36 protein-coding genes and 1 pseudogene are annotated in these 21,915 nt (G+C 51.1%); 36 read left to right on the top strand and 1 reads right to left on the bottom strand.

The features are described from left to right. The first annotated feature begins 15 nt into the window (after window positions 1-15). From rpsS to BN1247_RS14280, 35 genes and pseudogenes are all read left to right on the top strand, one after another. Complete coding sequence (gene rpsS / locus BN1247_RS14445; RefSeq protein WP_054950998.1) at window positions 16-294, top strand: 30S ribosomal protein S19; 279 nt, start codon at window positions 16-18, stop codon at window positions 292-294. Then, window positions 294-413 (top strand): annotated as a pseudogene (locus BN1247_RS18275) (hypothetical protein); the annotation flags it as partial. The gene rpsS and the pseudogene BN1247_RS18275, both read left to right, overlap by 1 nt. 39 nt (window positions 414-452) lie before the next feature. Then, window positions 453-827: a 50S ribosomal protein L22 gene (rplV, locus tag BN1247_RS14440; protein ID WP_147675315.1), complete on the top strand. Its 375-nt coding sequence runs from the start codon at window positions 453-455 to the stop codon at window positions 825-827. A 4-nt stretch (window positions 828-831) separates the two neighbouring features. Next, window positions 832-1,488, top strand: coding sequence for a 30S ribosomal protein S3 (rpsC, locus tag BN1247_RS14435; RefSeq protein ID WP_054950997.1), 657 nt, complete (start codon window positions 832-834; stop codon window positions 1,486-1,488). 1 nt (window position 1,489) lies between these two features. Next, window positions 1,490-1,924, top strand: coding sequence for a 50S ribosomal protein L16 (rplP, locus tag BN1247_RS14430; protein ID WP_054950996.1), 435 nt, complete (start codon window positions 1,490-1,492; stop codon window positions 1,922-1,924). A gap of 55 nt (window positions 1,925-1,979) precedes the next feature. After that, on the top strand, window positions 1,980-2,153 hold the full coding sequence (gene rpmC, locus BN1247_RS14425; protein WP_222705250.1) for a 50S ribosomal protein L29: 174 nt from the start codon (window positions 1,980-1,982) through the stop codon (window positions 2,151-2,153). A 19-nt stretch (window positions 2,154-2,172) separates the two neighbouring features. Continuing rightward, a complete protein-coding gene (gene rpsQ / locus BN1247_RS14420) occupies window positions 2,173-2,436 on the top strand; it encodes a 30S ribosomal protein S17 (RefSeq protein ID WP_054950994.1) in 264 nt (87 codons plus the stop codon). Window positions 2,437-2,484: 48 nt separating this feature from the next. Beyond that, a complete protein-coding gene (gene rplN, locus BN1247_RS14415; RefSeq protein WP_054950993.1) occupies window positions 2,485-2,853 on the top strand; it encodes a 50S ribosomal protein L14 in 369 nt (122 codons plus the stop codon). Between the two features lie 50 nt (window positions 2,854-2,903). Continuing rightward, window positions 2,904-3,242 (top strand): 50S ribosomal protein L24, encoded by a 339-nt coding sequence (rplX, locus tag BN1247_RS14410; RefSeq protein ID WP_074011184.1) that lies wholly within the window; start codon window positions 2,904-2,906, stop codon window positions 3,240-3,242. A 33-nt stretch (window positions 3,243-3,275) separates the two neighbouring features. Beyond that, the gene (rplE, locus tag BN1247_RS14405) at window positions 3,276-3,818 is read left to right on the top strand and encodes a 50S ribosomal protein L5 (protein WP_054950992.1); all 543 of its coding nucleotides are present in this window, start codon (window positions 3,276-3,278) and stop codon (window positions 3,816-3,818) included. A 14-nt stretch (window positions 3,819-3,832) separates the two neighbouring features. Continuing rightward, complete coding sequence (locus tag BN1247_RS14400) at window positions 3,833-4,018, top strand: type Z 30S ribosomal protein S14 (protein ID WP_054950991.1); 186 nt, start codon at window positions 3,833-3,835, stop codon at window positions 4,016-4,018. Between the two features lie 24 nt (window positions 4,019-4,042). Further along, window positions 4,043-4,441: a 30S ribosomal protein S8 gene (rpsH, locus tag BN1247_RS14395; protein ID WP_054950990.1), complete on the top strand. Its 399-nt coding sequence runs from the start codon at window positions 4,043-4,045 to the stop codon at window positions 4,439-4,441. Between the two features lie 33 nt (window positions 4,442-4,474). Beyond that, complete coding sequence (gene rplF / locus BN1247_RS14390; protein WP_054950989.1) at window positions 4,475-5,014, top strand: 50S ribosomal protein L6; 540 nt, start codon at window positions 4,475-4,477, stop codon at window positions 5,012-5,014. A gap of 33 nt (window positions 5,015-5,047) precedes the next feature. Further along, a complete protein-coding gene (gene rplR, locus BN1247_RS14385) occupies window positions 5,048-5,413 on the top strand; it encodes a 50S ribosomal protein L18 (RefSeq protein WP_054950988.1) in 366 nt (121 codons plus the stop codon). Between the two features lie 17 nt (window positions 5,414-5,430). Then, entirely contained in the window at window positions 5,431-5,931 is a 501-nt protein-coding gene (gene rpsE / locus BN1247_RS14380) for a 30S ribosomal protein S5 (protein ID WP_054950987.1), read from the top strand. Window positions 5,932-5,944: 13 nt separating this feature from the next. Next, complete coding sequence (rpmD, locus tag BN1247_RS14375) at window positions 5,945-6,133, top strand: 50S ribosomal protein L30 (RefSeq protein ID WP_054950986.1); 189 nt, start codon at window positions 5,945-5,947, stop codon at window positions 6,131-6,133. Window positions 6,134-6,156: 23 nt separating this feature from the next. After that, entirely contained in the window at window positions 6,157-6,597 is a 441-nt protein-coding gene (rplO, locus tag BN1247_RS14370) for a 50S ribosomal protein L15 (protein WP_054950985.1), read from the top strand. Between the two features lies 1 nt (window position 6,598). Next, on the top strand, window positions 6,599-7,903 hold the full coding sequence (gene secY, locus BN1247_RS14365; RefSeq protein ID WP_054950984.1) for a preprotein translocase subunit SecY: 1,305 nt from the start codon (window positions 6,599-6,601) through the stop codon (window positions 7,901-7,903). Window positions 7,904-7,950: 47 nt separating this feature from the next. Then, window positions 7,951-8,604 (top strand): adenylate kinase, encoded by a 654-nt coding sequence (locus BN1247_RS14360; protein ID WP_054950983.1) that lies wholly within the window; start codon window positions 7,951-7,953, stop codon window positions 8,602-8,604. Between the two features lie 231 nt (window positions 8,605-8,835). Next, window positions 8,836-9,147, top strand: a complete 312-nt coding sequence (locus BN1247_RS14355; protein ID WP_054950982.1) for a KOW domain-containing RNA-binding protein — start codon at window positions 8,836-8,838, stop codon at window positions 9,145-9,147. Between the two features lie 3 nt (window positions 9,148-9,150). Beyond that, window positions 9,151-9,369 carry a translation initiation factor IF-1 gene (gene infA, locus BN1247_RS14350; RefSeq protein WP_054950981.1) on the top strand — a complete coding sequence of 73 codons (219 nt, stop codon included), beginning with the start codon at window positions 9,151-9,153 and terminating at the stop codon, window positions 9,367-9,369. A gap of 33 nt (window positions 9,370-9,402) precedes the next feature. Beyond that, window positions 9,403-9,516: a 50S ribosomal protein L36 gene (gene rpmJ, locus BN1247_RS14345; protein ID WP_016205879.1), complete on the top strand. Its 114-nt coding sequence runs from the start codon at window positions 9,403-9,405 to the stop codon at window positions 9,514-9,516. A 21-nt stretch (window positions 9,517-9,537) separates the two neighbouring features. Continuing rightward, window positions 9,538-9,906, top strand: a complete 369-nt coding sequence (gene rpsM / locus BN1247_RS14340; protein WP_054950980.1) for a 30S ribosomal protein S13 — start codon at window positions 9,538-9,540, stop codon at window positions 9,904-9,906. Window positions 9,907-9,927: 21 nt separating this feature from the next. Continuing rightward, the gene (rpsK, locus tag BN1247_RS14335; RefSeq protein WP_054950979.1) at window positions 9,928-10,329 is read left to right on the top strand and encodes a 30S ribosomal protein S11; all 402 of its coding nucleotides are present in this window, start codon (window positions 9,928-9,930) and stop codon (window positions 10,327-10,329) included. Between the two features lie 141 nt (window positions 10,330-10,470). Continuing rightward, a complete protein-coding gene (locus BN1247_RS14330) occupies window positions 10,471-11,415 on the top strand; it encodes a DNA-directed RNA polymerase subunit alpha (protein ID WP_054950978.1) in 945 nt (314 codons plus the stop codon). Window positions 11,416-11,467: 52 nt separating this feature from the next. Continuing rightward, entirely contained in the window at window positions 11,468-11,884 is a 417-nt protein-coding gene (gene rplQ, locus BN1247_RS14325) for a 50S ribosomal protein L17 (RefSeq protein ID WP_054950977.1), read from the top strand. A gap of 179 nt (window positions 11,885-12,063) precedes the next feature. Continuing rightward, a complete protein-coding gene (locus tag BN1247_RS14320) occupies window positions 12,064-12,900 on the top strand; it encodes an energy-coupling factor transporter ATPase (RefSeq protein ID WP_054950976.1) in 837 nt (278 codons plus the stop codon). After that, a complete protein-coding gene (locus BN1247_RS14315; protein WP_054950975.1) occupies window positions 12,876-13,745 on the top strand; it encodes an energy-coupling factor transporter ATPase in 870 nt (289 codons plus the stop codon). Before BN1247_RS14320 ends, BN1247_RS14315 begins: the two co-directional genes overlap by 25 nt. Then, entirely contained in the window at window positions 13,742-14,545 is an 804-nt protein-coding gene (locus BN1247_RS14310) for an energy-coupling factor transporter transmembrane component T family protein (protein WP_054950974.1), read from the top strand. Before BN1247_RS14315 ends, BN1247_RS14310 begins: the two co-directional genes overlap by 4 nt. Before the next feature lie 219 nt (window positions 14,546-14,764). Then, the gene (gene truA, locus BN1247_RS14305) at window positions 14,765-15,511 is read left to right on the top strand and encodes a tRNA pseudouridine(38-40) synthase TruA (RefSeq protein ID WP_054950973.1); all 747 of its coding nucleotides are present in this window, start codon (window positions 14,765-14,767) and stop codon (window positions 15,509-15,511) included. A 330-nt stretch (window positions 15,512-15,841) separates the two neighbouring features. Next, a complete protein-coding gene (locus BN1247_RS14300; protein ID WP_187119684.1) occupies window positions 15,842-17,191 on the top strand; it encodes an ISLre2 family transposase in 1,350 nt (449 codons plus the stop codon). Between the two features lie 246 nt (window positions 17,192-17,437). Then, window positions 17,438-17,875: a 50S ribosomal protein L13 gene (gene rplM, locus BN1247_RS14295; RefSeq protein ID WP_054950972.1), complete on the top strand. Its 438-nt coding sequence runs from the start codon at window positions 17,438-17,440 to the stop codon at window positions 17,873-17,875. A gap of 32 nt (window positions 17,876-17,907) precedes the next feature. Then, window positions 17,908-18,300 carry a 30S ribosomal protein S9 gene (rpsI, locus tag BN1247_RS14290; protein WP_054950971.1) on the top strand — a complete coding sequence of 131 codons (393 nt, stop codon included), beginning with the start codon at window positions 17,908-17,910 and terminating at the stop codon, window positions 18,298-18,300. Between the two features lie 143 nt (window positions 18,301-18,443). After that, window positions 18,444-19,199: an N-acetylmuramoyl-L-alanine amidase CwlD gene (gene cwlD / locus BN1247_RS14285; RefSeq protein WP_054950970.1), complete on the top strand. Its 756-nt coding sequence runs from the start codon at window positions 18,444-18,446 to the stop codon at window positions 19,197-19,199. 63 nt (window positions 19,200-19,262) lie between these two features. Beyond that, complete coding sequence (locus BN1247_RS14280; RefSeq protein WP_054950969.1) at window positions 19,263-20,369, top strand: P-loop NTPase; 1,107 nt, start codon at window positions 19,263-19,265, stop codon at window positions 20,367-20,369. 71 nt (window positions 20,370-20,440) lie between these two features. On the opposite strand, the gene gerD is transcribed toward BN1247_RS14280, so the two are convergent. After that, entirely contained in the window at window positions 20,441-21,013 is a 573-nt protein-coding gene (gene gerD, locus BN1247_RS14275; RefSeq protein WP_054950968.1) for a spore germination lipoprotein GerD, read from the bottom strand. Window positions 21,014-21,171: 158 nt separating this feature from the next. On the opposite strand from gerD, the gene BN1247_RS14270 reads away from it, so the two are divergent. After that, window positions 21,172-21,801, top strand: coding sequence for a KinB-signaling pathway activation protein (locus BN1247_RS14270; RefSeq protein ID WP_054950967.1), 630 nt, complete (start codon window positions 21,172-21,174; stop codon window positions 21,799-21,801). Window positions 21,802-21,915: the final 114 nt, after the last annotated feature.

The raw sequence follows: 21,915 nt of genomic DNA, 5'->3' as shown, positions 1-21,915 counted from the left end.
GGGAGGCAACAATGCATGGGTCGCAGCCTGAAAAAAGGACCTTTCGCCGATGAGCACTTATTGAAAAAAGTGGATGCCCTCAATGAAAAAAAGGAAAAACGCGTCATTAAAACGTGGTCGCGCCGCTCGACGATTTTCCCGAGCTTTGTCGGACATACGATCGCCGTACACGACGGCCGCAAGCATGTACCGGTGTACATTTCCGAAGACATGGTCGGCCATAAACTGGGCGAGTTTGCACCGACGCGTACCTTTAGAGGACACGCAGGGGAAGACAGACGCACGAAGCGTTAATGGCACGATTGATGAGGAAGGAGGCAGAGAGACATATGGCAACTACAAATAAAGTGCGCCGAGGCCGTTACGGACAAGAAATTGTTCCGAGTTACGTCGGTCTGACGTTTCGCGTGAACGATGGGTACAAATTTACGAAAGTGACTGTGTCTGACGAGATGGTCGGGAAAAACTTTTCCGATGTGATTGAAGCGAAACCGTCATGCGTTGCGCGCCACATTCGGATTGCGCCGCGCAAAGTGCGCCTTGTGGCCGACTTAATTCGCGGTAAACACGTCGATGAGGCGTTAGCTATTTTACGTCTGACGCCGCGTGCAGCTTCGCCGACTATCGAGAAGGTGCTTCGCTCGGCGATCGCCAACGCCGAACACAACTTTGACATGGACGTCAACAACTTGATCGTGGACAAAATTTTTATCGACGAAGGAGCCACGTTGAAACGGATTCGCCCGCGGGCGCAAGGGCGCGCCAGTCGAATTAACAAACGGACGAGTCACATCACGATCATTCTGGCTGAGAACAAGGAGGGATAACGAAATGGGCCAAAAAGTAAGTCCAGTCGGTCTCCGCGTGGGGATCATTCGCGACTGGGAATCGAAATGGTACGCTGGGAAAGATTATGCCGACTTACTGCACGAAGACATTAAAATTCGCGAGTATTTGCTCGAACGGCTGAAGGACGCTGCGGTGTCGCGCGTCGAGATCGGGCGGGCCGCCAATCGGGTGAACATCAGCATTTATACGGCGAAGCCGGGTATGGTGATCGGTAAAGGCGGTTCAGAGGTCGAAGCGTTGCGCCTCGCGCTGAACGAGTTGACCGGCAAACGGGTGCACATCAACATTAACGAAGTGAAGACTCCGGAACTCGATGCGACGCTCGTCGCGCAAAACATTGCGCAACAGCTCGAACGCCGCGTATCGTTCCGCCGTGCGCTCAAACAATCGATCCAACGGACGCTTCGCTTCGGCGCACAAGGGATTCGCGCCCAAGTGAGTGGACGGTTGGGCGGTGCGGATATTGCACGTACAGAAGGATACAACGAAGGAACGGTGCCGCTACACACACTTCGCGCCGACATCGATTACGGTACAGCAGAGGCTCATACGACGTACGGTCGTATCGGGGTGAAAGTTTGGATTTACCGCGGAGAAGTACTTCCGGAGAAAAAGGAAAGCAAGGAAGGAGGCCGCTAACATGTTAATGCCTAAGCGCGTGAAATACCGCAAGGAATTTCGCGGGCGGATGCGCGGTCGGGCCAAAGGTGGCACGGAAGTCACCTTAGGCGAATACGGTCTACAGGCACTCGAGCCGTCGTGGATTACGAACCGCCAGATCGAAGCCGCCCGTATTGCGATGACCCGTTACATGAAACGGGGCGGGAAAGTGTGGATTAAGATCTTCCCAGCCAAACCTGTCACGCAAAAACCGTTAGAAGTACGGATGGGGAGCGGGAAAGGGTCTCCCGAACATTGGGTATCTGTCGTTAAACCGGGAAAAATTTTGTTCGAAGTTGCCGGTGTTTCCGAAGAAGTTGCCCGTGAAGCGCTACGTCTCGCCTCCCACAAACTTCCGATCAAAACGAAGTTCGTGAAACGTGAAGAAATGGGTGGTGACACGGATGAAAACTAAAAAAGAGGAGCGCAAGTTGACGAAAGCAGAAAAGACGACGCGGGAATTTCGCAACATGACGACTGCGGAAATTGAGCAAAAAGTGTCGTCGCTGAAAGAAGAACTGTTTAACTTGCGCTTTCAAATGGCCACCGGACAACTGGAAAACCCGACGCGCATTAGACATGTGCGTAAAGATATCGCCAGAGCAAAAACAGTTTTACGCGAACGTGAACTCGGAATAAGCTAGGGAGGAGGCGGGCAACTTCATGGAAGAACGCAGCAATCGCAAAGTACGGATCGGTCGCGTCGTTAGCGACAAGATGGATAAAACGATCGTCGTCAGTGTCGAAACGTATAAGCGGCACAAACTGTACGGCAAGCGTGTGAAGTACACGACGAAGTTTAAAGCGCACGACGAGCAGAACCGGGCGAAGCAAGGTGACGTCGTGAAGATTATGGAAACGCGGCCGCTGTCGAAAGACAAGCGCTGGCGCTTAGTCGAGATCGTGGAAGAAGCTGTGATCATCTAACGGATGGGAACGAAAGACTAGAGCTTAAGCGGAAGGAGGGAACAGCGCATGATTCAACAAGAATCGCGCTTAAAAGTTGCTGATAACTCCGGGGCGCGCGAACTACAATGCATTAAAGTACTCGGTGGTACACGGCGGAAGTCGGCGAACATCGGCGATGTGATCGTCGCGTCAGTCAAACAAGCAACACCAGGCGGCGTTGTTAAGAAGGGCGAAATCGTGAAAGCCGTCATCGTCCGCTCAGTGCGCGGGGCACGCCGTTCAGACGGGTCGTACATTACGTTTGACGAAAATGCCGCTGTCATTGTAAAGGACGACAAAGCACCACGCGGTACGCGTATTTTTGGACCGGTGGCACGTGAACTGCGCGAACGCGACTTTATGAAAATCGTCTCGCTCGCACCGGAAGTACTCTAACAATTTCTGCTCCTTTATTTTTTGGACATCGACGTAAAGGAGGTGCCAAGGTGAAAAAGAAACAGGCACACAAAAAATTGCGCATTAAAAAAGACGATACAGTTATCGTGATTAGCGGGAAAGACAAAGGAGAAAAAGGGCGGGTGCTCCATACGTATCCGCGTGAACACCGCGTGCTCGTCGAAGGTGTCAACATGGTCAAAAAACATGCGCAGCCGTCGCAGGACAACCCGCAAGGTGGTATTGTGACGCAAGAGGCGCCGATTCACGCCTCCAACGTCATGCTCATCGATCCGAAGACCGGTGCGCCGACGCGCATCGGATTTAAAACATTAGACAACGGGAAGAAAGTGCGTTTTGCCCGAAAATCTGGTGAAGTTATCGATTAGTAACCAGGTGAATGAAAGGAGGCACGGGTTTTTATGGCAGCAAGATTAAAAGAACAATACGTGAATCACATCGTCGCCGCGTTGAAAGACAAGTTTTCATACAAATCCGTAATGCAAGTTCCCCGCCTCGAGAAAGTCGTCATTAACATGGGGGTAGGGGAAGCTGTCCAAAATGCGAAACTGCTAGACAGTGCGGTTGAAGATTTAACGAAAATTACGGGGCAGAAACCGGTCGTCACGCGGGCGAAAAAGTCGATCGCTGGCTTTAAACTACGCGAAGAGATGCCGATCGGATGCAAGGTGACACTTAGAGGCGAGCGGATGTACCACTTCGTCGACAAGTTGTTCAACGTCGCCCTGCCGCGCGTTCGAGACTTTCGCGGGCTGTCGCCCAAGGCATTTGACGGGCGCGGTAACTACACGTTCGGAGTGAAGGAGCAACTTATCTTTCCGGAAATCGAATACGATCAAGTGGACAAAGTGCGCGGCATGGACATTATTTTTGTTACCACTGCTGAAACAGACGAAGAAGCGCGTGAACTGTTGAAAGAGCTTGGCATGCCATTCCGCAAATAGTTAGGAGGGAAGTCATGGCTAAAAAGTCAATGATCGTTAAGGCAAATCGACCTCAAAAGTTTAAAGTTCGCGAGTATACGCGTTGCCAGCGCTGTGGTCGTCCCCACTCTGTGCTGCGGAAGTTTAAACTGTGTCGGATTTGTTTCCGGGAGCTCGCGTATAAAGGGCACATTCCCGGAGTGAAAAAAGCTAGCTGGTAAGGTCAAACGGAAGGAGGTAATCGCATGAGCATGTCAGATCCTATTGCCGATATGCTAACGCGCATCCGCAATGCGAACATCGCGCGTCACGAAAGCGTCGAAATTCCTGCCTCGAACATCAAGCGAGAAATTGCCGGTATTTTAAAAGACGAAGGTTTCGTGCGCGATGTAGAGTTTATTGAGGACAACAAGCAGGGGATTATTCGGGTCTTCTTGAAATATAGTGCAGACAACACGCGGGTGATCACTGGGTTGAAGCGGATCAGTAAGCCGGGATTGCGCGTATACGCAAAGCACGAAGAAGTACCACGCGTACTCGGAGGGTTAGGGATCGCCATTATTTCGACCTCGCAAGGCGTGTTGACGGACAAACAAGCACGCAAAGGGAAGGTTGGCGGCGAAGTACTTGCGTACGTTTGGTAATACAAGTTTGAATCGGAAGAGAGGTGTCACGCGGTGTCACGGATTGGAAAGAAACCGATCGCCGTACCGGACGGCGTCGAAGTGACGGTTGACGGTGCACAAGTAACCGTTAAAGGACCGAAAGGAACGCTCAGTCGAGAGATTCACTCAGAGATGAGCGTTAAAGTAGCGGATAAAGAAGTGCTCGTCGAACGTCCGAGCGAAGCGAAAAAACATCGTTCCCTACACGGCACGACTCGTAGCCTAATCGCCAACATGGTGGAAGGTGTGGCGAAGGGCTATTCGAAAGAGTTAGAGCTCGTCGGTGTCGGTTACCGGGCGCAAAAGAAAGGGAAAAACCTAGGCCTTACTGTCGGCTATTCCCACCCGGTCGAAATTGAGCCGGAAGAAGGGATCGAGTTCGACGTTCCGTCGCAAACGGAAGTTGTCGTCAAAGGGATCGACAAAGAGCGCGTCGGCGCGATGGCTGCAAAAATTCGCTCCGTACGCGAACCTGAACCTTACAAAGGCAAAGGGATTAAGTACAAAGGCGAACGCATTATTCGCAAAGAAGGTAAAGCAGGTAAAAAATAAGGCACGCAATAGGCTGAAGGGAGTGAACGTCGCTTGATTAATCGAGGAAATCGTACGATTGCCCGCAAACGGCGCCATCTGCGTGTACGGAAGAAAGTGAATGGGACGCACGAACGCCCGCGTCTGAACATCTTTCGTTCATCGAAGCATATGTACGCCCAACTGATCGATGACACTAAAGGTCATACGCTCGTCGCTGCTTCTACGTTAGATCCCGAATTGAAAGGGATTGGGAACGGGAGCGACGTTGAAGCTGCGAAAAAAGTTGGCGAATTGATCGCGAAGAAAGCTCTAGAAAAAGGGTTTAACCAAGTGGTCTTTGACCGCAGCGGATACGTGTACCACGGTCGCGTCAAAGCGGTAGCGGACGCGGCGCGCGAAACAGGTTTAGACTTTTAAGCGAAGGAGGGAACGATATGGCAAGAGGTAGAGATGCAAATAGTGAATTCGAAGAGCGCGTCGTTACGATTAACCGAGTGGCGAAAGTCGTAAAAGGCGGACGGCGCTTTAACTTTAGCGCGCTCGTCGTCGTCGGGGACGGTAAAGGGCGCGTAGGCGCGGGTATGGGTAAAGCGGCAGAAGTGCCGGAAGCGATCAAGAAAGGCATTGAAGCAGCGAAGAAAAACATCATTACGATCCCGCTCGTCGGCGCGACGATCCCGCACCAAATTATCGGCCATTTCGGCGCTGGTAAAGTGTTATTGAAGCCGGCGGCACCTGGTACGGGAGTCATTGCCGGGGGAGCGGTGCGCGACGTGTTGATGGTGGCTGGCGTCGGTGACATTTTGACGAAGTCGACCGGGTCGAATAACCCGCTTAACATGGTGAATGCGACTTTAGAAGGACTGACCAGCTTGAAACACCCGGAAGCAGTCGCCAAACTACGTGGCAAATCAGTTGAGGAACTGTTAGGATAGGAGGGGAACAAGCATGGCTAAAAAACTTGAAATCACCCTCACAGGCAGCGTGATCGGACGGCCGCAAAAAGAGCGTGTCACATTGCGCACGCTAGGCCTTAAAAAGCGCGAACAGACAGTTGTTCACGACGATAATTCCGCTGTGCGCGGTGCCGTGCAAAAAGTGCAACACATCGTGACAGTGAAAGAAATTGATGCGTAAGAACGCCTAGAGGAGGTGCAAGAATGAAATTACACGAACTCAAGCCTGCACCGGGAGCAAAGAAAACGCGGAAGCGGGTCGGGCGCGGCATCGGTTCGGGTCACGGCAAAACGAGTGGACGCGGACAAAAAGGGCAAAATGCCCGCTCTGGCGGCGGTGTGCGCCCTGGTTTTGAAGGTGGACAAAACCCGCTCATTAGACGCTTACCGAAGCGAGGTTTTACGAACCGCAACCGCAAAGAGTACGCGATTATCAATTTGGATGAATTGAGCCGTTTCGAAGAGGGATCAGAAGTGACGCCAGAATTGCTCCTCGAGCAAAAAGTGGTCAAAAACTTAAAAGACGGATTAAAGGTGTTAGGTGACGGTGACTTGAACATTAAGTTGACGGTGAAAGCACATAAGTTTTCCAAGTCTGCCGCAGAGAAGATCCAGGAAGCTGGTGGCACAGCCGAGGTGATTTAACATGTTTGAGACGGTGAAAAATATCATGAAAGTGGATGATCTGCGGAAGCGGATCATCTTTACCCTTCTGATGCTCGTCGTTTTTCGCATCGGCAGCTTTATCCCGGTGCCGAATACGGACGTGCGCGCGTTGGCGGAGATCACACAAGGTAACAACGTGTTTGGGTTTTTAAACACCTTTACGGGTGGGGCGCTAAACAACTTCTCCATCTTTGCCTTGGGGATTATGCCTTACATTACGGCCTCAATTATCGTCAACTTGTTGCAGATGGACGTCGTGCCGAAATTTGCACAGTGGGCGAAAGAAGGAGAAGCCGGGCGGCGGAAACTTGCCCAAGTTACGCGCTACGGCACGGTCATTATCGCGCTCGTTCAAGCGTTTGGGACAGCGATCGGTTTCGATAACATGGTTGGCGGCAACATCGAGTTTATTCAAAATAAAGGGTTTCTCACGTATACGTTAATCGCGTTAACCTTGACAGCAGGGACGACGTTCCTCATGTGGTTAGGGGAACTCATTACCGAAAGAGGGATCGGCAACGGTATTTCGATCATTATCTTTGCCGGTATCGCAGCAGGTATTCCCGGGTCGGTCCGTGACATGTACGCCTCAGGCTTCTTCGCCGGCGGGGATCAACTGTTCTTAACGATCGTGAAAGTTGTCGTCTTAATTGCCGTAGTCATCGCCATTATTGTCGGTGTCATTTATGTGCAGCAAGGGGTGCGCCGCGTACGCGTCCAACACGCAAAACGCGTCGTCGGACGAAAAATGGTCGGTGGCCAATCGACACACATTCCGTTAAAAGTGAATGCGGCTGGCGTTATTCCCGTGATTTTCGCCTCGGCAGTCCTCTACTTTCCGACGACGATCGCTAGTTTTTGGGCAGGTAACGCATTTGCGGACTGGATCATTCGCAACTTTAGTTTAAATGCCGGATTAGGGATGTTCCTGTACGTGATTTTCATTATCGGCTTCACGTATTTTTACACGTTTGTACAAATGAATCCCGTACAATTGGCGGATCAGATGAAGAAGAACGGGGCGTTTCTCATCGGGATTCGGCCTGGTAAGCAGACGGCAACCCGCCTAACGGAAATCATTAACCGCATCACGCTCGCTGGCGCGATCTTTCTCGCCGCTGTTTCCATCCTTCCGGTATTCTTTACGTCACTCGCCGGTTTACCGCAGTCGGTACAAATCGGGGGGACGTCCTTACTCATCGTCGTCGGTGTCGCACTCGATACGATGAAGCAGGTCGAAAGTCAGTTGATCAAACGCCACTACAAAGGGTTTATTAACAAATAGGGCGTTTCGGATGACTGTAGAAACGGATGAACTGGAGGGACGACAGGGTGAACATCGTATTAATGGGTTTACCGGGTGCGGGAAAAGGTACGCAAGCTGAACGCATTAAAGCCGAGTTTGGCATCCCGCACATTTCGACGGGGGATATGTTCCGGGCAGCTGTTAAACAACAGACGCCACTCGGGCAAGAAGCGCAGAAGTATTTAGATCGCGGCGATTTAGTGCCCGACGAAGTGACAAATGGGATCGTCCGCGAACGACTTAGTCAAGACGATTGTGCGCACGGCTTTATGCTTGACGGCTTTCCGCGCACCGTACCGCAAGCGGAAAGCTTGGATGAGATGCTCAGTGAGCTGTCCCGGGAGTTAGACAAGGTGATTGTGATTGAAGTCGCACGCGAGCGACTGATTGAACGTCTGACCGGTCGCCGCATTTGTAAAAACTGTGGGGCGACTTACCACGTGACCTTTAACCCGCCGCGCGAAGCTGGGGTATGTGATCAATGCGGTGGTACGTTGTACCAACGCTCGGACGATAATGAAGCGACAGTCGCTAACCGTCTCGACGTCAACATTAAACAATCCGCGCCGTTGCTCAATTATTACAAGCAAAGAAACAAGCTCGTAACGATTGACGGCGAGCAAGCGATCGATAAAGTTTTCATAGATGTTAAAGCGGCTCTTCGAGGGCAATCTCGATGACCATTCGCAAGACCAGTTGTGAATTAGCCGAACGAATGCGCGAATACGGTGCGACGCCGTCTTTCTTAGGTCATGGCGGCTTTCCCGGCAGTGTTTTGTACGTCTGTGGACGAGGTGCTCGTTCACAGTGCCCCCGGGGCAGGGCGGTTAAATGAAGGTAATATCATCAGCTTAGAGATTGACGTACTGAAAACGGCTTGGAGATAGCTGGTTGAAGGTGATGGGAGAAAAGTGGAGGATTGTGAGAACTGTCGACCGCAGCTCGGGCAAGTCGTTAAAGTTTTGCGCGGAAGAGACAGTGGTCAGTACGCGGTAATTGTAGGTGTGATCAGTCCAAAATACGTCCTATTGGCCGACGGAGACAAACGAAAGTCTGATCGGCCAAAGAAGAAAAACCTCCTTCACGTCGATTTAAAGGACTATGTCAGTGAGGAAATCGCCAATCGCTTGCACGAGCAAGGTCGCGTCACGAATGCTAAACTGAGATACGCTTTACACGATTTTCATTTAAGACGTCCCCCTGAGGAAGAGAAAGGAGAGTGAACCGTGGCCAAGGAAGATGTCATCGAAGTGGAAGGAACGGTCATCGAGCCGCTCCCAAACGCGATGTTTCGCGTTGAGTTGGAGAATGGGCACAAAGTGTTAGCCCACGTCTCCGGTAAAATTCGGATGCACTTTATCCGTATTTTGCCTGGCGATCGGGTGACGGTGGAATTGTCACCTTACGATTTATCGCGCGGTCGTATTACGTACCGCTATAAATAAGTCGCACTCTCCCTTAAGGAGGTTATTTGAGCAATGAAAGTACGCCCATCGGTTAAACCGATATGCGAGAAGTGTAAAATCATTCGGCGCAAAGGAAAAGTGATGGTCATTTGCGAAAATCCGAAGCACAAACAAAAACAAGGCTAATGAGCTAGGAGGAGGCTGAATATGGCACGTATTGCCGGTGTCGACTTACCCCGAGATAAGCGCGTTGAAGTGGCGCTCACTTACATTTTCGGGATTGGTCGTTCGACGTCTAAAAGGTTGTTAGCGGAGACTGGGATTAACCCGGACACGCGCGTCCGCGATTTGACGGAAGAAGAAGTGAATACGTTACGCAATACGATCGATAAAAGCGTGAAAGTTGAGGGGGATCTTCGTCGCGAAGTCGCACTCAACATTAAGCGGCTGATCGAGATCGGTTCTTATCGCGGCATGCGTCATCGTCGTGGCTTGCCTGTGCGCGGTCAACGTTCGAAGACGAATGCGCGCTCGCGTAAAGGTCCGCGTCGTACAGTAGCGAACAAGAAGAAATAACGGACAGGAGGGATTTTTGAGATGGCTAAACAACAACGCGGTAAAACAACGCGGGTAAAACGCAAAGCGAAGAAAAGAATTGAAAGTGGCGTTGCCCACATTCGCTCTACCTTTAACAATACGATCGTAACGATTACCGACCCGCGCGGGAATGCGGTCTCCTGGGCGAGCTCTGGTAACCTAGGTTTCAAAGGCTCGCGCAAAAGCACACCGTACGCTGCGCAAATGGCTGCAGAAACAGCGGCTAAAGCGGCGATGGAGCACGGGATGAAATCTGTCGAAGTGATGGTTAAAGGGCCTGGTGCCGGTCGGGAAGCGGCGATCCGTTCCTTGCAAGCGGCGGGCTTGGACGTCAGTGCGATTAAGGACGAAACGCCGATTCCGCACAACGGATGCCGCCCGCCGAAACGTCGACGCGTGTGATTGGTATATATTACCGCAACACGTCAATAATAGGTGGATAGGGATTTATCCATTGTCATGGAGAAAGTGCTTATTCACATGGTGCACGGTCTTGTGAGAACGGTCGGAATTCGACGTTTTTGAAGGAGGGTAACTCCGTAAATGATTGAAATCGAAAAACCGAGAATTGACGTCGTTGAAGTTAACGATGACGGCAACTATGGGAAGTTTGTCGTGGAGCCTTTAGAGCGTGGTTACGGGACGACTCTCGGCAATTCGCTTCGTCGCATCCTGCTGTCGTCACTCCCGGGGGCCGCAGTGACAGCAGTGCAAATCGATAGTGTATTACACGAGTTTTCAACTGTTCCGGGAGTGGTAGAAGATACGACGGAACTTATCCTCAACTTGAAGAAGCTGGCACTTAAAATTCATTCGGATGAGGAAAAGGTGTTGGAAGTGGATGTCGAAGGCGGTGGCGAGGTGACCGCCGGCGATATCCGTGCCGATAGCGACGTCGAAGTCATTAACCCGGAACTGCATCTAGCGACACTCGCCGACGATGCGCGTTTGCACATGCGCATTACGGCTAATCGCGGCCGTGGCTACGTTCAGGCTGACCGCAACAAACAAGAAGATCATCCAATTGGTGTTATTCCGGTCGATTCCATTTACACCCCGATCACGCGCGTCAACTTCACTATCGATAACACGAGAGTCGGGCAAGTGACGAACTACGACAAGCTGACGTTAGAAGTGTGGACGGACGGTAGTATTCGGGCGGAAGAAGCGGTCAGTCTTGCGGCTAAAATAATGACCGAACATCTCATGCTGTTCGTCGGTCTGACAGATGAGGCGCAAGACGCGGAGATTATGGTGGAAAAAGAAGAGGACAAGAAAGAGAAAGTTCTCGAAATGACAATCGAAGAACTCGATCTTTCGGTACGGTCCTACAACTGCCTCAAACGGGCAGGTATTAACACAGTACAAGAATTGACGCAGAAAACAGAAGAAGACATGATGAAGGTGCGTAACTTAGGACGGAAATCGTTAGAAGAAGTCCAAGAGAAGTTAGGCGAGCTCGGTCTTTCACTGCGTAAAGACGATTAATTGTCGCTTTTTGAACCATCAACTAGCGTGATGGACGGAGGAGGGAACATCTGTGGCTTATCGGAAATTAGGTCGAGATTCGGCGGCGCGCAAAGCGTTGTTCCGGGATTTAGTGACCGATCTTATCATTCACGAGCGGATTGAAACGACGGAAGCGAAAGCGAAAGAACTACGCCGCATTACGGATAAAATGATTACTCTCGCTAAGCGCGGCGATTTGCACGCACGCCGTCAAGTTGCGGCTTTTGTACGCAACGAACGCATTCATCCGCACGCGAAGAAGGAAAAAATGTTCGATCATACGACCGAAGAAGGGAAAAAGCAAATTCGCGAAACGGCGGTTCAGAAGTTGTTCGACGACATTGCGCCGCGTTACGCTGAACGCCAAGGTGGCTACACGCGCATTATGAAGCTTGGACCGCGCCGTGGCGACGCCGCGCCGATGGTGTATATCGAACTCGTAAAATAGCACGTGGCAAGTAAAGGGGTGGGAAGGAATCTGCTTATCAGATTCCTATGTTCACCCTTTTTTTGTTTGGTCGCAAACCGCAAACTGTTATGTTACACTATGCACAGTTATATACTGTAGTTCTTTATCATTCACTATAGGTTGTACTCATGACGTTTTTTTATGAGGAGTATGTACGGATGGCTGCGGAACCGCTTGTATCGATCAGGGACATATGCTTTCACTACCGGCCTGAGGCGGAGCCGGTGCTGCGCAACGTCGACCTCGACATCGCACGAGGGGAAATGGTAGCAATCATCGGCCCGAACGGCTCTGGCAAGTCGACGTTGTCCAAAATAATTAACGGCCTGTTAAAACCGACCGCGGGGTGTATACGAGTCGATGGCCTGGACCCTTCCGACGATCGGGAGGTGTGGGACGTACGCCGCAAAGTCGGGATGGTCTTTCAAAATCCGGATAACCAAATTGTCGGTCCGACGGTGCAGGACGACATCGCCTTCGGCCTAGAAAACCTCGGCATCGCACGCCAAGTGATGGAGGAACGCATGCGCGAGGCGATCGCGCGCGTCGGTTTAACCGGGCTGGAGGAGGCGATGCCAAATCGATTGTCCGGCGGACAAAAGCAGCGTTTGGCGATTGCCGGTGTGCTCGCGATGCGGCCAGAGCTCATTATTTTAGACGAAGCGACAGCGATGTTGGACCCCGAGGGCAGGCGTCAAGTGGCGGAAGTCGTCCGTTTAGTGCGGCAGGAAGGCATCGCCGTCGTCACCGTCACACATATGCTCGACGAAGTAACGGAGGCGGACCGGATTGTCGTCATCGCCGACGGGAACATTCAATTTCAAGGCACGCCGCAAGAGGTGTTCAAACAAGAGCGACAGCTCGTACAACTCGGTTTAGACGTTCCCTTCGCTGTAAGGTTAGAGGGTGCGTTGCGCGAGCGGGGTGTTCCCTTGGCGCACGTTGAAGAGATAGGTTTGGTGAACGCCTTATGCAAATTGTGGCAGAAAACTTAGGACATACTTACGGGGTGGGCACGCCGTTCGAGCGGCGAGCGTTACACGAGGTAAGCTTTCACATCCCTAGTGGCAGCTTTACCGGCGTCATTGGGCGTACCGGGTCAGGTAAATCGACGTTAATCCAACACTTTAACGGGTTGCTGCGTCCGACGCACGGTAAACTTACCGTCGGGGAGACGGTGCTTACGCGTGAGGCGAAAAAATTAAGCGCGCTCAGAAGAGATGTCGGGATGGTGTTTCAATATCCGGAACACCAATTGTTCGAAGAGACAGTCGCTTCCGACGTCGCCTTTGGACCGCAAAATCTTAAATTGCCTGCCGAAGAAGTTGAGCAGCGGGTGCGTACAGCGCTCGAAAAAGTCGGCTTGCCATACGATGACGTAGCTACTAAGTCACCGTTTGAGCTAAGCGGCGGACAGATGCGGCGCGTGGCGATCGCTGGCGTGCTCGCGATGCGTCCGCGCGTGCTCGTGTTAGACGAACCGACAGCGGGCTTGGATCCGCAAGGGAAGCGCGAGATTATGCAGACGATTGTCGCATTGCAACAATCGTGGCAGCTAACTGTCGTGTTCGTTTCGCACAATATGGCCGAGGTGGCCCGTTACGCAGACCAATTACTCGTCCTCAGTAAAGGAACGGTCGCTTTGCAAGGGCCGACAGCTGATGTTTTTGCCGAGGAATGTCAATTACAGGCGCTCGGGCTAGACACGCCGCCAGAGCTGAAGTGGCTACGTGAGGTGAATCGGTTCATCCGCCCGTCGCTGCCAGAGGGTTTATATACGCCGGAACAACTCGCCGAAGAAATCGCAAAGCGGTGGCGGGCGAAGGAGCTGGCGCGATGAACTTATTACAATACGTCATTATCGGGCAGTACATCCCTGGCAACACCGTGTTGCACCGACTAGACCCGCGCGCGAAATTGCTCGCCGTCATGTTTTTAGTTGCGGTCGTCTTTTTGGCGAATAACGTGGTCTCATACGCCTGTTTAATTTTGTTTACGCTGCTAGCAGTCGTTATTTCCAGGGTACCTCTTGCATTTTTGTGGAAAGGGCTGCGCCCGATTTTGTTTTTGATCGTCTTTACGACGCTTATGCATTTATGGCTCACGAAAGGGGGAGAGCCGCTCGTCGCGATCGGTTCGTTCGTCATATACGAAGAAGGCGTACGCCAGGCTGTCTTTATTGCACTGCGGTTACTCGTCATTGTCGTGTTGACGTCGCTGTTGACTTTAACCACATCGCCCCTTGAATTGACGGACGGGTTGGAATCGCTCCTCAGGCCATTCAAGCGCATCGGTGTCCCTGCGCACGAGTTAGCACTAATGATGTCAATCGCGCTAAGGTTTATTCCTACACTACTAGAGGAGACGGATAAGATCATTAAAGCGCAAATGTCGCGCGGCGCAAGTTTTGACAGCGGCCCGCTACGACAGCGTCTCAAAAATCTCATTCCCGTCTTAATCCCGCTGTTCGTGTCCGCCTTCCGGCGCGCCGAGGAGTTGGCGGTAGCGATGGAAGCGCGTGGCTACCGCGGTGGCGACGGGCGGACGAAGTGGCGCGAATTAAAATTCACGCCCCGCGATGCCGGACTTGCATGTGTGTTGCTCGTACTCGCTGTCTGTCTGTGGCTATTGCGGGCTTAGTGGGGGTAATTGGTCACCTGTTAGCGACTATTGCGGGTATAACGGGAGCACACACGCCGCTTCCTTGGTGTAACGGGGTGCGTCTACCCCAATCTGAGGATATTATCAGTTACTCTGTGTGAAGCGTGGATCGGGTCAGCGGTGCAGTACAAGGAAACGAGGAACACAGGTAGCAGCGGGGAAGTTTATCGGATATTAGACCGGGGGGAATGACTAGTAGTGGCGGAGAAAATTAAGTTGACGATCGCTTACGACGGCACGGACTTCCACGGATTTCAAGTACAACTCGCACCTCCCGTGCGCACCGTGCAAGGTGTACTCGAAGAAGTACTGGGGAGTATTTGCGCTAAGGAGGTAGCGGTGACGGGGGCCGGACGTACGGACTCCGGTGTGCACGCGCGTGCGCAAGTCGTAACGTTCGAGACGTCGGGTAAGATGCCGGCGGAACGGTGGTCCCGCGTATTAAATCACCGTCTACCGCGGGATATCGTCGTACGGCAGGCTGAAGTTGTTCCAGAGGCGTTTCATCCGCGGTTTGACGCACGTGAGAAAGTATACCGCTATACGTTGGAGACGGCCGCACTGCCTGACGTGTTTACCCGTCGTTATTACACCCATTTGCCGCGTACGCTCGACGTGGCAGCGATGCGAGCGGCAGCGCAGCATTTGATCGGTACACATGATTTCACGTCTTTTTCGGCGGCGCAAGCGCAAGTAAAGGATCGCGTACGCCACTTGCAGTCGATCGAGATTTGTACGTCTGGTACGCGCATTCAGTTGTGGTTTGTCGGCAATGGTTTCTTGCAGTATATGGTGCGCATCCTTACAGGGACGTTAGTAGCGGTAGGGGCCGGTGAGTTGTCGCCGGACGCGATCCCACACATTCTGGCGGCGCGCGACCGACGGTTGGCTGGACGCACGATGCCGCCCGAAGGGTTGACGTTGTGGGAGGTCGTGTACGAGTAGCTAGTACCTGTAGTTGTAAGCATCGTCGCGCAGGTTTTCTCGTTTCTGCGCAACTAGTGTTGCTTAAAAATGAGATTAGGTGCTTCGGCGGGCACTGCGCAATTTATGGGAACGGCTATTCGCGGTCGTCTGGTCGTCTTCATTTTAGTTGTTTTTTTATTTTCCACGCGCGTATGTGTAACATTTCTCTCGAAGGGTTTTAGCAGGAATTTGGAGGGAGAATATAGAAAAGGAAGACCTAAATAGTACTCCTAACCACCACGAAAGGAGAGGTCTTCCTTGAAAACCATTATACCAGAAATCGCTACTATCTTGGAACAGTCTACAGATATGTTGTCGTTTTGGGAAAGCTTACGTATTCGCCTGATGGAAGTGATGGCTGATCTGTTCGGAGAATTTTTGGAGCAGCTCGATCAGATGATGACGACGCATTACAAGGAAAAATACGGTTGGAAAAGTGAGCGATTGGACAGCCGGGAGTTCACCAGTTTTTTTGGGACAGTGTCCTATAAACGCCACTTGATGTACGACCGAAACGGAAACGCACATTACCCTGTCGATGAGGCAATCGGTTTAAAACGCCGTAAAAGATACAGCCCAGACCTTATGATGCTCGGAGCAGAGTTAGCTGCAGCGCCGGGAATGACCTACCGCCTCGCCTCAGAGGTCACGCAAAAACTTGCCGGTATAACGATCAGCCATACGACGTTTCAGCGCTTAGTAAAAGAAGCAGGTGAAGCTCAAGCTGTCATGGATGCTGAAAAAAGGGATCGAATTTTTGAGGATACGGTAATTCCTAACTCTCCGTCCGTTAAGCACTTATATTGCGAAGCAGATGGCTTATACGTCAAAGGGAGAGGCAAAGGAATAGAGATCAAAAATATGCTTGCCTATACCGGGTGGGAGCAAAACGGACAGCGTGTCTCGTTAACAGATCGTCACGTCTTTTCTACCGTTGAATCGGTGGATGACTTTTGGGAAATAGGTTATGCAGCGATTCGACATCGTTGGGATCTCTCACATACACATGTGGCGACTAATGCGGATGCGGCTTCATGGATCTCTGAGGAACGCGTTCAAAATACCTTTTCTGAAGCGACATCGGTTGTCCGCCAATTGGATCCTTTTCACGTAAAGAGGAGTATTCGTCGCGGGTTGAGCCGCCAGCCAAGGCTCATTCCTCAAATTGAAAAGGCAATATCCGAAAAAAATAAGGATAGGTTTAAAGCGGTGATTGATACGGCACAGGGAAATGCAGAGACGGAGCGAGAGGAAAAGCGTATCGAGAACATGCAGAAGTATCTTGAAGGGCACTGGGAGATCCTCTGCGACTGGCGTGAGGTTAGTCCAGACGTGCCAAAAAATGCTCGTAGGATGGGATGCATGGAATCGAACCAGAGACGTCTGGCATACCGCATGAAACGTCGTGGCATGTACTGGAGTGAAGAAGGGGCTCAAGCCATCGCCAAAGTACAACAAGGCGTTACCAATGGGACGTTGAGACAGGCATTATTAACTGTCTGGCCCAACCGCCAAGTGACACAAAAACTAAAACGCCATGCGAGGCGAATAGGTAAGTCGGATCACATTGGGGTTCAAGTTGGCAGGATCCAAGTAGGTGCCGCATCAGCTTCAAGTGCTATTGGGTATTTGGATAAGGTGGTTAATCGCCGTCCTTGAAGAGTTAACTCCTCAAGGGCGGACAACAAGTGAACGTTAGGGAATGACATATTTAGGTCTTTAAATCCTTGATCCTGTAAGGTCGTCGAGTAAAGCTTGACACATACTCCACGCGCTGTACTCTTGACTCAAGCGCGCGAGTGTATTATTATGAACGTTGGTATTTTATAAACCCACAAGCCCCGGGTTTATTAATGATACAGAACGTGAATAAGACGCGAGTTGTATTTGTTAGGAGGTAATCCCATGCGGACCACGTTTATGGCAAAACCGCACGAAGTGGAGCGGAAGTGGTACGTGGTAGATGCGGCCGGTCAAAGGCTTGGACGCCTAGCATCCGAAGTGGCCAGCATCTTGCGCGGTAAACTTAAGCCGACTTACACGCCCCATGTCGATACAGGCGATTTTGTGATCGTCGTTAATGCCGATAAAATCGTGTTAACTGGAAAGAAAATGCAAGACAAGACGTATTACCGTCACACAAATTACGCTGGCGGGTTAAAAGAGACGTCAGCGGCGGAACTGCTTGCCAAAAAGCCGGAAAAAATGGTCGAAATCGCTGTTAAAGGTATGTTGCCGAAGAACAGCTTAGGACGGGCACAACTTAAGAAATTGAAAGTGTTCGCCGGTCCAGAACATCCCCACCAAGCACAGCAACCGGAAGTTTGGGAACTTCGCGGTTAAGGTGACATTTTTCGCTAAAGGAGGTCACGTTTGTGGCGCAAGTAATGTATTACGGAACAGGACGCCGAAAGGAATCTGTCGCCCGCGTTCGCCTCGTACCTGGGGACGGGCGCGTCATCGTCAATAAACGCGATTTAGACGATTACTTCGGTATGGAGACGTTAAAGGCGATCGCCAAACAACCGCTCGTTTTAACCGACACAGCTGATCGTTACGATGTGTTAGTTAACGTTCACGGGGGCGGATATACGGGTCAAGCTGGGGCCATTCGCCACGGTATTGCCCGCGCGCTCCTGAAAGCCGACAGCGAGCTCAGGCCAGCGCTGAAAAAAGCAGGATTTTTAACGCGCGACCCGCGCATGAAGGAACGGAAGAAGTACGGCTTGAAAGGTGCTCGCCGTGCTCCGCAGTTCTCGAAACGGTAATGGATCAACGTTTCAAACCCCAAATCGAACTTCGATTTGGGGCTTTTTATTCCCATTTAAATAAGCGTTTATGAGGAACTTACTTGATTTCTTTCATAACTTAGCGACTCGTCCCGTAAACTTTACAAGGGGGGACGGGTGGGATGCGTGCAACGAATACGCGTTGGATGAATCGCAAATGGCTATTAATCGTGGCGATCGTCGGGCTAACGACGGCTGTCGTGCTCTCGATACCTTCGTTTAAGGCGAAATGGACTGTGGGGGGCATGCCGCTCTTGGGACAAATCATCGTCGTCGACGCAGGACACGGCGGACCGGACCCGGGGGCTGTCAGTGCCAAAGGTGTTTTAGAAAAGGACATTAATTTAAACATTGCGCAGAGCCTTCGGAATTACTTGCAACAGTCGGGTGCATATGTCGTCATGACGCGGGAGTCGGATACGGATTTGGCGAACGGAGGTACACCGGGTTTAAGAAAGCGAAAAGTTGAGGACTTACACGCACGTGTACAGATCATTAAGGAAACGGAACCGAATCTCGTCATTAGTATTCATTTGAATAGCATGCCTTCGCCGCGCTGGTCCGGGGCACAGACATTTTACCATCCATCGTTAGAGCAGAGTGAACAGTTAGCTGTCATCATACAAAGGCAACTCATCGACGATTTGGGAAACACGACGCGTGCCGCCAAGCAAACGAGCGATATTTATGTGCTTAAAGCGGCGCACGTACCCGCGGTATTGGTCGAGGCGGGCTTTTTGTCCAACCCTGCCGAAGCGGAGCTATTGAATGACAGGGCGTATCAAGAGCGGTTGGCGGCGAGTATTTACCGCGGAGTGCTCTCATATTTCGCTAAAAACGAAGGGGAACCCGACACGCCGCACCCCATTAGGGACTGAATGAGGAATGTGTTATAATGGGCGTGAACGAAAACGTGATCATAAGCATTGGGGTGTTTCGGTATGTTGACGGAAAAGATGATTCTCGAGGCGTTAAAAGACGTCAAAGATCCGGAATTAAACCGGAGCCTCGTCGAGTTAAATATGATTCGGGACATTAAAGTTGACGGGAAAAACGTCTCTTTAACGGTCGTGCTGACGATTGTCGGGTGCCCATTGAAGGCGAAAATCGAAGAAGATGTCATTCATAAAGTGAAGGAAGCTGGCGCAGCGCACGTCGACCTGACATTTGGCGCGATGACAGACGAAGAGCGCGCAGAGCTATCGGCCAAGCTAAGAGGGCAACTCGGTGCGGGCAAAGGACCGGTGCGTCCGCAAGCGCCGCTTTCGCCGTTGTTAGCTGACGATTCGCCAACCCAGTTTATCGCGGTCGCTAGCGGTAAGGGCGGTGTTGGAAAATCGACGGTTACTGTTAACTTGGCGGTTGCCCTCGCGCGGCAAGGAAAGCGTGTCGGCATCATTGACGCCGACATATACGGATTTAGTGTTCCGGATATGATGGGGATCGAACAAAGGCCTACGGTAATCGATAAGACGATCCTCCCCGTCGAGCGGTACGGGGTGAAGGTGATGTCGATGGGCTTTTTCGTGCAAGACAATAACCCTGTCATTTGGCGCGGCCCGATGCTCGGTAAAATGTTGCGCAACTTTTTTGTCGAGGTACTTTGGGAAGATATCGACTACATGCTGCTCGATTTGCCGCCTGGAACGGGGGATATCGCGTTAGACGTGCACCAGCTTATTCCGAAAAGTAAAGAGCTGATCGTGACGACGCCGCACCCGACGGCTGCATTTGTCGCTGCGCGCGCCGGAGCGATGGCGTTGCACACGAAACACGACTTACTCGGCGTCGTCGAAAACATGGCCTATCTCGAGTGTGGCTCTTGCGGCGAGAAACAATTCGTATTTGGACAAGGCGGCGGTACTAAGTTAGCGGAAGAGCTGCGTACCGACGTCCTCGCACAAATTCCGCTCGGCGCGCCCGAAGCAGATTTACGCGATCCAGACAGTTCGCCGTCTGTTTACGATGCATCGAGTAAAACAGGGAAAATATTTGCTGATCTGGCGACAGATGTGATCGCCCGCTGTCAGCTCCCAGTGAAGAGCTAACAGAAGACCAACCCCGTTTCCCATTTGGAAAACGGGGTCTTTTATGTCGGATAGGAAGAATTTACTTCTAATCATTTCTGCCCTTTCTTTTTCTCTGATTTTAATGTTTCCTCTGTTGCCTTTAACAACAACTCCATATATTTTTCCTTAAAGAGCGGATTTTGCAAGGCGTCGTTCATAATCGTCATCGTCTGCTTACGGTAGGGCTCGCTTTTCATTAAGTCGAGTATTTGCTTTTCGTAATCTGGGTTTTTCATGACATCCAACAGCATTTTTTGGTAATCTGGGTCTTTCATCAGCTGCTTTAGTAACTGTTCGTGTTCTTTGCGAATTGTTTTAGCAAAATTGGCTGCTACTTTTGGGTTTTGAAATATTTTTTCGATGTGTGCTTTATTTTTCGGATTGTTGATCGCCTGATCGACTGCTTCAGTCATGTGCGATCCGGACAGTAACACTTTTTCTTTAATCGCTGGATCTTGCACCGCATCTTGAATAGCTTTTTTTCCATCTTCTGTTTTTAAAATATCGACGACCATTTGCTTCGTTTCTTGGTAGTCCGGCGATCCTGAAGGCTTCGATTGTGGACTGCAAGAGGTGAGTACAAAGGCGAAGGCGATGCAAATGGCGGCAAGCGACGTGCGCATACGAAAACCACCTTTTTAACAGAGAGTGATCTAACCCTAATATGACATTGACAGGTAGCGATCATACTTTAAAATGGGCTTTGGGTAGTATTGGCAGCTGTATTTTTGGTACAATCGAGAAAGTATATCGATTGTCGCATAAAGGGGATATCATTTTTATGACGATAAAAAAGTGGGCTTACTTATTTAGGACGACACTGCTCGCCGGGATTGTGACCGCACTCGTCGTCGGCTTCGCTGTCGAATGGTACAATGGCATCAGTTACGGTGAGCAGTGGGTTGTCGAGCTTTTTTATAGCCTTTTAGGGAAACTGTGGATGGGCGCTTTGTTTAGTGTTGTCGCCTCGCTCGGTTTTTTTGCCTTTAGCGTGTTGAATATTTTGTTACTCAGTATTTTTAAAAATAGCCGGCTTTTTCAAGCGGTGTTATGGCTCTTGTTAGCTTTTACTTTTTTTGACGTCATCTATTTGCGATACGCGTTTTTCGGGGCGAGTAACGAAACGTTCGTTCCTTACGTGTGGCTACCGCTCGCCGTGTTGGTCATCGCCGTTGGCGTCGCTTGGAAAAAAGCTACCGCGACTAACAGAAAGGCGTTTGCGTCGACGGTTTTCTTTATGTTCGTGTTTACGTTTATTGAACTAATTCCCGTGCTCAAAGGGAACAATGCCAATTCGTTGTGGATTGCACTGACGACTCTCCTTACGTGTAATACGTGGCAAATTATGCAGCTACACCGCTTGCTACCTGCTACAAAACAGCAAAGTCAAGCGGTGCAACAAAAAGTATAAGCTAGACAACGGGTGTCTAGCTCGGATGGGCAGATGTGGTGCTGCATATGATACACGTGTCGACTTAAGCTCGGTGAATCAGCCGTTTGGCCGACGGGGTACCTGCGTGCGAGG

This window comes from Numidum massiliense, assembly GCF_001375555.1.
Taxonomy (GTDB): domain Bacteria; phylum Bacillota; class Bacilli; order Thermoactinomycetales; family Novibacillaceae; genus Numidum; species Numidum massiliense.
This window is presented reverse-complemented; position numbering and strand designations above follow the sequence as displayed.

Coding starts and splice junctions, on each gene's coding strand:
- rpsS (WP_054950998.1), top strand. CDS start 16: ATGGGTCGCAGCCTGAAAAAAGGACCTTTCGCCGATGAGCACTTATTG.
- rplV (WP_147675315.1), top strand. CDS start 453: ATGGTCGGGAAAAACTTTTCCGATGTGATTGAAGCGAAACCGTCATGC.
- rpsC (WP_054950997.1), top strand. CDS start 832: ATGGGCCAAAAAGTAAGTCCAGTCGGTCTCCGCGTGGGGATCATTCGC.
- rplP (WP_054950996.1), top strand. CDS start 1,490: ATGTTAATGCCTAAGCGCGTGAAATACCGCAAGGAATTTCGCGGGCGG.
- rpmC (WP_222705250.1), top strand. CDS start 1,980: ATGACGACTGCGGAAATTGAGCAAAAAGTGTCGTCGCTGAAAGAAGAA.
- rpsQ (WP_054950994.1), top strand. CDS start 2,173: ATGGAAGAACGCAGCAATCGCAAAGTACGGATCGGTCGCGTCGTTAGC.
- rplN (WP_054950993.1), top strand. CDS start 2,485: ATGATTCAACAAGAATCGCGCTTAAAAGTTGCTGATAACTCCGGGGCG.
- rplE (WP_054950992.1), top strand. CDS start 3,276: ATGGCAGCAAGATTAAAAGAACAATACGTGAATCACATCGTCGCCGCG.
- BN1247_RS14400 (WP_054950991.1), top strand. CDS start 3,833: ATGGCTAAAAAGTCAATGATCGTTAAGGCAAATCGACCTCAAAAGTTT.
- rpsH (WP_054950990.1), top strand. CDS start 4,043: ATGAGCATGTCAGATCCTATTGCCGATATGCTAACGCGCATCCGCAAT.
- rpsE (WP_054950987.1), top strand. CDS start 5,431: ATGGCAAGAGGTAGAGATGCAAATAGTGAATTCGAAGAGCGCGTCGTT.
- rpmD (WP_054950986.1), top strand. CDS start 5,945: ATGGCTAAAAAACTTGAAATCACCCTCACAGGCAGCGTGATCGGACGG.
- rplO (WP_054950985.1), top strand. CDS start 6,157: ATGAAATTACACGAACTCAAGCCTGCACCGGGAGCAAAGAAAACGCGG.
- secY (WP_054950984.1), top strand. CDS start 6,599: ATGTTTGAGACGGTGAAAAATATCATGAAAGTGGATGATCTGCGGAAG.
- rpmJ (WP_016205879.1), top strand. CDS start 9,403: ATGAAAGTACGCCCATCGGTTAAACCGATATGCGAGAAGTGTAAAATC.
- rpsM (WP_054950980.1), top strand. CDS start 9,538: ATGGCACGTATTGCCGGTGTCGACTTACCCCGAGATAAGCGCGTTGAA.
- rpsK (WP_054950979.1), top strand. CDS start 9,928: ATGGCTAAACAACAACGCGGTAAAACAACGCGGGTAAAACGCAAAGCG.
- BN1247_RS14330 (WP_054950978.1), top strand. CDS start 10,471: ATGATTGAAATCGAAAAACCGAGAATTGACGTCGTTGAAGTTAACGAT.
- BN1247_RS14320 (WP_054950976.1), top strand. CDS start 12,064: ATGGCTGCGGAACCGCTTGTATCGATCAGGGACATATGCTTTCACTAC.
- BN1247_RS14315 (WP_054950975.1), top strand. CDS start 12,876: ATGCAAATTGTGGCAGAAAACTTAGGACATACTTACGGGGTGGGCACG.
- BN1247_RS14310 (WP_054950974.1), top strand. CDS start 13,742: ATGAACTTATTACAATACGTCATTATCGGGCAGTACATCCCTGGCAAC.
- BN1247_RS14300 (WP_187119684.1), top strand. CDS start 15,842: ATGTTGTCGTTTTGGGAAAGCTTACGTATTCGCCTGATGGAAGTGATG.
- rplM (WP_054950972.1), top strand. CDS start 17,438: ATGCGGACCACGTTTATGGCAAAACCGCACGAAGTGGAGCGGAAGTGG.
- cwlD (WP_054950970.1), top strand. CDS start 18,444: ATGCGTGCAACGAATACGCGTTGGATGAATCGCAAATGGCTATTAATC.
- BN1247_RS14280 (WP_054950969.1), top strand. CDS start 19,263: ATGTTGACGGAAAAGATGATTCTCGAGGCGTTAAAAGACGTCAAAGAT.
- gerD (WP_054950968.1), bottom strand. CDS start 21,013: ATGCGCACGTCGCTTGCCGCCATTTGCATCGCCTTCGCCTTTGTACTC.
- BN1247_RS14270 (WP_054950967.1), top strand. CDS start 21,172: ATGACGATAAAAAAGTGGGCTTACTTATTTAGGACGACACTGCTCGCC.